The sequence below is a fragment of the Pseudomonas avellanae BPIC 631 genome, from assembly GCF_000444135.1.
Taxonomy (GTDB): Bacteria; Pseudomonadota; Gammaproteobacteria; order Pseudomonadales; family Pseudomonadaceae; genus Aquipseudomonas; species Aquipseudomonas avellanae.
Window position 1 is genome coordinate 1 of sequence record NZ_ATDK01000574.1, and the last position, 7,681, is coordinate 7,681.

3 protein-coding genes and 2 pseudogenes are annotated in these 7,681 nt (G+C 62.3%); all 5 read right to left on the reverse strand.

Annotated elements, in window-relative coordinates; all coding sequences use genetic code 11:
• Positions 1-50 precede the first annotated feature (50 nt).
• Positions 51-812: a uroporphyrinogen-III C-methyltransferase gene (cobA, locus tag DW49_RS0126800; protein ID WP_005617406.1), complete on the reverse strand. Its 762-nt coding sequence runs from the start codon at positions 810-812 to the stop codon at positions 51-53.
• 10 nt (positions 813-822) lie between these two features.
• Positions 823-3,543, reverse strand: a complete 2,721-nt coding sequence (locus tag DW49_RS0126805; RefSeq protein WP_005617408.1) for a nitrate reductase — start codon at positions 3,541-3,543, stop codon at positions 823-825.
• A gap of 20 nt (positions 3,544-3,563) precedes the next feature.
• A pseudogene (locus DW49_RS0126810) lies at positions 3,564-4,769 on the reverse strand (NAD(P)/FAD-dependent oxidoreductase); the annotation flags it as partial.
• Between the two features lie 282 nt (positions 4,770-5,051).
• Positions 5,052-6,713 carry a bifunctional protein-serine/threonine kinase/phosphatase gene (locus DW49_RS0126815; protein WP_005617412.1) on the reverse strand — a complete coding sequence of 554 codons (1,662 nt, stop codon included), beginning with the start codon at positions 6,711-6,713 and terminating at the stop codon, positions 5,052-5,054.
• Between the two features lie 7 nt (positions 6,714-6,720).
• Positions 6,721-7,611: pseudogene (locus DW49_RS0126820) on the reverse strand (MFS transporter); the annotation flags it as partial.
• Positions 7,612-7,681: the final 70 nt, after the last annotated feature.

The following is a 7,681-nucleotide window of genomic DNA, read 5'->3' on the forward strand; positions in this document are numbered from 1 at the left end:
CTTTTCTTTGTCTGCGATTTAGTCAGGCACTGCGTCACGACCCTGCAGGGTCAGCTGGCTTGCAGCTGTGCATGCTCCACCAGGGTCTGATTCAGCAGCTCGTTGCTGAGCGCCGCGACCGCGCCGACCACCAGGATCGCCGGGCTTTTCAGCTCGAATGCGGCTGCGTCACGCTGCATCGCATTCAGTGTGCTGCGGCATTCACGCTGCCAGGGCAGCGAAGCATTTTCAATCATCGCCACCGGCATCTCGCCAGTCATTCCGCCTGCCAGCAGGCTTTCGCGAATTTCTGCCAGTTTCGCCACGCCCATGTACACCACCAGCGTCGTCCCGCCTTGTGCCAGCGCTTGCCAGTTGAGGCTGCTGTCGTCCCGCGTGTGGGCGGTCACCAGCGTCACGCCGCGACTGATGCCGCGCAGGGTCAGCGAGATCCCGCATTGAGTTGCCCCGGCTAGGCCTGCGGTAATGCCGTTGACCAGTTCGACCGCGACACCGCGCTCCTGCAACCACTGTGCCTCTTCACCGCCACGCCCGAAGATGCAAGGGTCGCCGCCTTTGAGGCGGACCACGCATTTGCCCTTGCGAACGTAGCGCAGCATCAGGCGATGGATAAATTCCTGTGGCGTCGAGCGGCAGCCTCCGCGCTTGCCGACGGCAATCACTCGCGCCTGCGGGCAGTGCTCAAGCACGGCGGTATTGACCAGATCATCGATCAACACCACGTCGGCTTCGTGCAAGGCGCGAACGGCCTTGAGGGTCAGTAATTCCGGGTCGCCCGGGCCTGCGCCTACCAGCCATACTTTTGCGCTCATGCTGCATTCCTCATTCAGTCACGGCCACGGCGTTGATCAGTCTTTTTATTTCCGGGACACACGAACCGCATTGCGTCCCACAGCCTAATTGGGTTTTAAGTTGATTCAGGTCCAGGCCTCGCTCGATACCGCTCACCACCGCGCTCTGGCTGACGTTCATGCAGTTGCACAAGGTCTTGTCGCGGGACAGGGTCGAGTCTTTGCCGGGCTCGCTGCTCAAGGGCGCCAGCAGCCAGCGTCTTAGCGCGGTATCGACACGCTCTTCCAGCCATAACGTCTGCAGCCAGTGCTGGGCGAGCGTTTCGCCAGCCAGGCGGATGGCAGTGATGCGCCCGTTGTCGATCCGCACCCGTTTGCCGATTGAACGCTTGGGGTCGTCGTAGGCCATGACCGGGCCTTCATCGAGGTTCAGCAGGCTGTCGATATGCTGCAGCAGCGTCGAATCTGGCGCTTCGGTGCTGGCCGCGCGCACCACCAGTGCAGGTCGTTCTCGCCCGATCAGGCCCATGCTCAGGTAAGTGAACGCCTCGCACAGCGGGCGTAGGCGTTCCATGTGCTGCTGCACATTGCCTTCGATCAAGGCGAAGAACTGCCAGGGCAGTCGGGCTTTTTCGATTCTGACCCCGGAATGCTTGAGCTCCGGTTGTTTGGAGACCGGGTCAAAGGCCGGCTGGGTCAGGACGTTCACGCCGCCCTTGAGGAACCGGTCGCCCCAGTGCATCGGCAAAAAAGCCTGGCCGGCAACAACGCTGTCATCACTGCTGACCGGCAGCAGCAGTTCGCCGCGTCGGCTGATCAGTTTGACCAGATCGCCGTTCTGCAGGTCATGGCCAAGCATTTCCTGCGGATTGAGGCTCAACAGCGCCTCGCTCACATGCCCGAACAAGCGCGCGGCGGTGCCGGTGCGGCTCATGCCGTGCCATTGATCGCGCAGCCTGCCGGTGTTGAGCGTCAGCGGATATTCAGCGTCACGCAATTCCCGGGCGGCGATATAGGGTTCGGCCAAAAACTGTGCTCGGCCCGAGGCCGTCGGGAAAATGCCATCGACATAAAGACGCGATGTGCCCACGCTGGCGCCTGTCGGGAACGGCCATTGCTGCGGGCCTTGGCGGTCAATCAGTTCGCGGTCGATACCGGACATGTCCAGATCGCGTCCGACCGTCAGGCCCTTGAACTCATCGAACAAAGCCTTGGGCGTCTGGAAGTCGAACAGTGCAGGCGCTTCTGGCTGCAGGCGCTGTTGCAGACGCTGGGCGAAATCCACGGTAATTGCCCAGTCTGAACGGGCTTCACCGGGTGCCTGAATGGCTTTGCGCACATTGGAAATGCGCCGTTCCGAGTTGGTGACGGTGCCTTCCTTTTCGCCCCAGCTGGCGGCGGGCAGCAGCAGGTCGGCAAAGCGGGCGGTTTCAGTGGTCTTGAAGGCTTCCTGCAGCACCACGAACGGGCAGGTGTCCAGTGCCTGGCGGATTCTGTTCTGGTCTGGTAGCGATTGTGCCGGGTTGGTGCAGGCAATCCACAAGGCTTTGATCGTACCGTTTTGCAGCTGCTCGAACAGCTCAATGGCGGACAGGCCGGGAGTAGCCGGCAGGCTGTCGATGCCCCAGTATTCGGCCACTTCGGCGCGATGTTCGGGATTGGCGGCGTCGCGATGACCTGGCAGCAGGTTGGACAGGCTGCCGGTTTCGCGACCGCCCATGGCGTTGGGCTGGCCGGTGAGCGAGAAAGGGCCGGCGCCGGGGCGGCCAATCTGCCCGGTGGCCAGGTGCAGGTTGATCAGCGCACTGTTTTTCGCGCTGCCGGCGGTGGACTGATTCAGACCCATGCACCACAGCGACAGAAAGCCCGCTGATTCACCCACCCAGCGAGCGCAGGTCTTTAATTCCTGTTGAGAAATACCGCAGATGTTCGCCACGCTGTCAGGCGGATAATCGCGCACCAGCGCTGCCAGTTCGTCATAGCCTTGCGTGTGGGCGGCAATGAACGCCGGGTCGATCAGGTTGTCGCTCATCAATACGTGCAGGATGCCGTGAAACAGCGCGACGTCGGTGCCGGGCTGAATCGCCAGGTGCAGGTCCGCCAGTTCGCAGGTGTCGGTGCGACGCGGATCGATGACGATGAGTTTCATCTCGGGACGGCGGCTTTTTGCATCTTCCAGACGGCGAAACAGAATCGGATGCGCGTAGGCCATGTTGCTGCCGACGATCATCACGCAGTCGCTCAGCTCGATGTCCTCGTAGCTGCACGGCGGCGCATCGGCCCCCAGGCTGCGCTTGTAGCCGGCCACGGCCGAAGACATGCACAGCCGCGAGTTGCTGTCGATGTTGTTGGTGCCGACCAGTGCGCGCGCCAGCTTGTTGAACGCGTAGTAGTCCTCGGTCAGCAACTGGCCGGAAATGTAGAACGCCACGCTGTCGGGGCCGTGTTCGCGAATGCTCTCGGCAAACACAGTGGCGGCGTGCTCCAGTGCGGTGTCCCAATCGGTCACGCTGCGCGCCAGCCCTTTGCTCAGGCGCAGCTCCGGGTACAACGCCCGCGCTTCGATGTCGCCGGTCAAGTGCAGGCTCGAACCTTTGCTGCACAGCTTGCCGAAGTTCGCCGGGTGTTGGGGGTCGCCGCTGACGCCGAGAATGCGCTGCCCGTCATGCTCGATCAGGACCCCGCAGCCGACGCCGCAATAGCAGCAGGTGGATGCCGTTACCTGAGTGGTCTGGATGGCCAGGCTGGTCATGCGCAAGCAGCCGGTATGGCAGCGGGTTTGCCGAACATCAGGTGATTGCGGATGGCGTCGATGCCCTGGCCATCACGGATTTGCTGCAAGTACCAACTGCCGTCGGCGGTGTCGCCGTACAGGCAGGCGCCGACCAGAATGTCATTCTTGATCACCAGCTTCTTGTAGACACCGCCGATGGGGTCCGAGAGGGTGATGCTTTCAGTGCCTTCGCCACCCAGAAAGTCACCGGCCGAAAACAGGTCGATGCCAGTGACTTTCAGCTTGGTCGAGGTGATCGAGCCTGGGTAGCGGGCAAAGCCAAGTTGGGCGAGGTGATTGGCGCAGACCCGGGCCTGCTCGAACAGCGGCGCGACCAGGCCATAGGCGATGCCGCGATGGCTGACGCATTCGCCGATGGCATAGATGCGCGGGTCGAAGGTCTGCAGTGTGTCGTTGACCAGAATTCCGCGGTTGCACGGCAGACCCGCCTGTTCGGCCAGCTCGGTGTTGGGCCGTATGCCTGCTGCCATGACCACCAGGTCTGCTTCAATGACGTCGCCGTTCTTGAATTGCACGGCGCGCACGCGACCCTGATCATCGCCGAGCAAGGCTTGGGTCTGTTCATTGAGGCGAAAGCTCAGGCCGCGCAGCTCCAGCGCGGCTTGCAACATCAGGCCGCTGGTCTTGTCCAGCTGGCGTTCCAGCAGGGTCTGGCCGTTATGAATGACCGTGACCTGCATGCCGCGCAGGCTCAGGCCATTGGCGGCTTCCAGACCGAGCAGGCCGCCGCCGATAACGACTGCGTGTTTGTGTGTGACGGCAGTGTCGATCATCTGCCGGGTGTGACCGATGTCGCGATAGCCGATCACGCCGTCCAGCGTGTTGCCGGGGATCGGCAGAATGAAAGGGCGTGACCCGGTGGCAATCAACAGTCGGTCATAATGGGCCTGGGTGCCGTCATCGGCGATCACCAGGCGCTTGATGCGATCGATCTTGACCACGCGGCGGTTCAGCAACAGCTGAATACCGTTGCTTTCGTACCAAGCCAGATCGTTGAGCACGATGTCTTCGAAGTTCTGCTCGCCGGCCAGCACCGGCGACAGCAGGATGCGGTTGTAGTTGGGGTGTGGCTCGGCGCCGAAGACGGTGATGTCGTACAGGTCTTCGCTCAGCTTCAGCAACTCTTCGAGTGTGCGCACGCCGGCCATGCCGTTGCCAATCATCACCAGTTTGAGTTTTTTCATCTTGCCTCCGAGTCGCCAGAGCGCGGGCTCGACACAGTGTGCGCAAACAAAAAAAGGCGTCCCGCCAGTTGCCTGACGGGGACGCCTTTGTCCGGTCCCGTTCTCTCGGGAGGCGCACCCTTCATCGTTGAAGGCTGCGCGTTATGAATGATCTGAAAGGGACTACGCAGCGCTTGTGCCAACTCGTATTCACCCGCGTAAACGGGTGTATTGGCGATAGTTGCGGTTATTTCTGCACTGGCTTGATGCGTGCTGCACAGAAGCGGGGCGGGCGCGGCTGAATCAGTGGCGCCCCATTAACCAAATGACCGCCAGCAGATTGCACAGCAACGAGATCAGCGCCAGCGTACGCCAGACTTTCAGCGGTTCGCGTTCCAGCAACGGGCGCGGGCGCGCAACCAGTGGGCGATGCTCGGCCTGCTCCAGTTCCAGCAGCCATTGTTCCGAGGTTTCGTAACGCTGATCCGGGTCGGCCTGCAAGGCCTTGTCCAGGCTCTGGCTCAGCCATTGCGGCAGGTCGGGCCGATAGCGGCTGGCGGGAATCGGCGTGCCGAAGCGGCGATGTTGAAAGGCTTCGATTTCGCCGTAGGGGTAATGACCGGTCAACAGGTAATACAGCGTCACACCAACGGCATACAGGTCCTGCCTGGGGTGCGCTTCTGCACCGTTGAAGGCTTCCGGAGCAATGTAGCTCGGCGTACCGGGCAGGTCCTCGGCATTTGTGGCTGACAGGCCCGGGCAGAACGCCAGGCCGAAATCCAGCAGGCGCAGCTCGCCGTCGTTACCCAGCAGAAGGTTTTCCGGTTTGATGTCGCGGTGGATGATATTGCGTCGATGCAACAGCCCGGAGGCCCGCAACAAACGAGTCGCCAGGTCCTGCCATTGCTCCAGTGGCAACGGCCCGTTGCGGCTGAAGACCTCAGCCAGCGTACTTCCGGGGTATTCGCGCATCACGTAATACAGGTGCTGACGCTGCGCAAGCGAATGAACCTCGGGGAAGAACCGCCCGGCGACCCGGCGCAGAAACCACTCTTCGAGCAACAGCCCTTGCCCGGCACCGGCTTCGTCATGTCGACTGGCCGGCAGCGTTTTCAGCAGCCAAGGCTGGCCGTGGGCGTCTTGTACCCGATAGAGAATCGACTGCCGCGATTGCGCCACGATGTCGCCGACGTTCCAGTCTTCAAAGGTTTGACCGAGCTTGAGTGCTGGCGGCAGCGGCCACTGCTGCAACTGCAGCAACGTGTCGCCCAGATCGTCTTTGCCCAGGCTGTCGACCTGAATCAGCAGGGCGCTGGCATTGTCCTGACTGCCAGCCAGATGCGCGGCGCTGACCAGGGTTTTCACCGCTGAGTCTAGGTCGTCCTGCTCGGTCAGAATCGAGCGGATGCTGGCGTCGCCGAGGGTTGCCCATATTCCGTCGCTGACCAGCAACAGACGCTCGCCTTCGCACAGCTCGCCGTCGAGATAATCCATGACCACGTATTGATCCAGGCCCAGCGCGCGCTTGAGCACATGCTGCATATCGGCCTGTTCCCAGAGGTGATCCTCGCTGATGCGTTTGAGCGTGCCGGCCTGCCAGCGATAAGCCCGGCAGTCGCCGACATGGGCGAGGGTGAAGCGCCTGCCGCGCAGCACCAGAGCGCTGAGGGTGGTCAGCAGGCCGTTGGCCTGCAGCCAGCGGTTCTGCGCCAGCAACAGGCGATCAAGCGACTGCGCCACGCCCCAGGTTTCCGGCGTCGAGTAATAGTCGAGTGCCAGCGCCTGCAGCGTCGACTGGGCGGCCAGCGCGCCATCGGCACACTGGCTGACGCCGTCGGCAAGGGCAAACAGATAGCCCTTGCTGGCCGCCAGTGCCGGGGCCGGAGTGACCAGGCGCAGGGCGTCCTGGTTCTCCGCTCGCGGACCGCTGGCGCTGAATTCGGCAAAGCGTAATTGCAGCGTCATCGGCGGCTCAGACCCGCGCCGCAGTCACTGCAGCCGAACCCCAGGTGGTTCTCCAGCGACGCTTGACGTTCAACAGGCCGAACCAGGCCAGTACCGCCAGACCTGCAAACAGCCACAGGCCCAGCTGGTAATCACCGGTATTCTGCTTGATGGCGCCCAGACCGGCTGCCAGCAGGAAGCCGCCGATACCGCCAGCCATCCCGATCAGGCCGGTCATCACGCCGATTTCCTTGCGGAACCGCTGCGGCACCAGTTGGAAGACTGCACCGTTACCGGCACCCAGGCCAAGCATCGCTGCAACGAACAACGCCAGTGCTGCCCACGAACTCGGCAGGTTGAAGCCCACTGCTGCGATACCGACAGCCGCCACCGCGTACATCACGGTCAGGGTGCGGATCCCGCCAAAGCGGTCGGCCAGCGCGCCACCGAGCGGGCGCATCAGGCTGCCGCCGAACACACAGGCTGCGGTGTAGTAACCGGCCGTGATCGGGCTCAGGCCATACTGGTCGTTGAAGTAGCCGGGCAGGGCGCTGGCCAGGCCAATGAAGCCACCGAAGGTCACGCTGTAGAAAAACATGAACCACCAGCTGTCACGGTCGCCCAGTGCTTTGAGGTAATCCGCCATGGATTTGGGTTTGCTGCGCTCCGGCGCGTTGCGCGCCATCAGGGTGAAGGCAATCAGCGTCAGAACCAGCGGGATCAGCGCCAGGCCGAACACATTGCCCCAGCCAAAACTGGCCGCCAGCACTGGCGCGATCAATGCCGCCAGCACGGTGCCGGAGTTGCCGGCACCGGCAATACCCATCGCCTTGCCCTGATGCTGTGGCGGATACCACTGCGAGGCCAGCGGCAACGCAACGGCAAACGACGCACCGGCCATGCCCAGGAACAGGCCTAGTGTACTGTTTTCGAAAAAATCAGCCACCAACTAACGGAAAATTCAAATCTTATCAATAGCTTAGCTTGCA

What these genes read in the sequence shown, in the direction of transcription:
- DW49_RS0126815 (WP_005617412.1), bottom strand. Translation starts at nt 6,713, where the DNA reads ATGACGCTGCAATTACGCTTTGCCGAATTCAGCGCCAGCGGTCCGCGA.
- cobA (WP_005617406.1), bottom strand. Translation starts at nt 812, where the DNA reads ATGAGCGCAAAAGTATGGCTGGTAGGCGCAGGCCCGGGCGACCCGGAA.
- DW49_RS0126805 (WP_005617408.1), bottom strand. Translation starts at nt 3,543, where the DNA reads ATGACCAGCCTGGCCATCCAGACCACTCAGGTAACGGCATCCACCTGC.